The following is a 1,124-nucleotide window of genomic DNA, read 5'->3' as shown; positions in this document are numbered from 1 at the left end:
TGGCAACACAAACAAACCATGTTGATCAACGAGAAAAAGCTCAACATGATGGATCCAGAACATCGTAAACTGCTCGAAACCGAAATGGTGAACTTCCTATTCGAAGGCAAAGACGTTCACATTGAAGGTTACACACCACCAAGCGAATAAAGCCAATTTGTTCAAAAGCAATGACATCACAACCTAAACTGTGATGTCATTTTTCCTCCAGCGTCTTGTCCTCATCACCTAAAAACTTATGAAGAAAATTGCTTTTATTGCCACCGCTCTCTTATTGGCAGGCTGTAGCCGCGAATTCGTCGAAAAAATTTATGACGTGAACTACGAGCCAACCAACCGCTTTGCAAACAACCTAGCAGAGCTACCAGGTCAGTTTGAGAAAGATACCGCCGCACTCGATGCGTTGATCAATAGCTTCTCAGGCAATATCAAAAAGCGTTGGGGACAACGTGAAGTGAAGTTCGCAGGTAAAAGTAACTACGTTAAGTACATCGACAATTATTTAAGTCGGGCAGAAGTGGATTTCCAGAAAGGTCTTATCACTATCGAGACCGTTTCTCCGACCGAACCACAAAAACACTTGAAGAACGCGATCATCACCACATTGCTAACGCCAGATGATCCAGCAAACGTCGACTTGTTCTCATCGAAAGAGATCAAACTCGAAGGCCAACCCTTTTTGTACAAACAGGTGCTCGATCAAGATAAAAAGCCCATTCAATGGTCATGGCGCGCGAATCGCTTCGCTGACTATCTGATTGCCAATAACATCAAAACCAAAGATGTAGACTTTAAAAAAGCGTATTACGTTGAGATTCCAATGGTAGAGGATCACTTCTCTCAGCGTAGTTACCAATACGCGGATATCGTGCGTCGCGCGTCAAAAAAACACGACATTCCTGAAGATCTGATTTACGCCATCATCAAAACCGAGAGCAGTTTTAACCCTTACGCAGTAAGTTGGGCCAATGCTTATGGATTGATGCAAGTAGTGCCTAAAACCGCTGGTCGTGATGTATTTAAGCTCGTAAAGAACAAATCAGGACAACCTAGCCCAGAGTATTTGTTCAACCCAGAAAACAATATTGACACAGGAACCGCCTACTTCTACATCCTCAAAAACC

The 1,124-nt window shown here is 43.2% G+C and carries 2 protein-coding genes; both read left to right on the top strand.

What is annotated here, in order from left to right:
- On the top strand, nt 1-150 hold a 150-nt coding region (locus R8O70_RS25915), incomplete at its 5' end, for a Fe(2+)-trafficking protein (RefSeq protein ID WP_318184550.1).
- An 88-nt stretch (nt 151-238) separates the two neighbouring features.
- A partial coding sequence (locus tag R8O70_RS25910; protein WP_318184549.1) for a murein transglycosylase domain-containing protein occupies nt 239-1,124 on the top strand: 886 nt, incomplete at its 3' end.

Origin of the sequence: Vibrio sp. 779(2023), from assembly GCF_033344285.1 — a bacterium.
GTDB lineage: Bacteria > Pseudomonadota > Gammaproteobacteria > Enterobacterales > Vibrionaceae > Vibrio > Vibrio alginolyticus.
The sequence above is the reverse complement of the archived record's forward strand: the minus strand, read 5'-3'. Positions and strand labels throughout refer to the sequence as shown.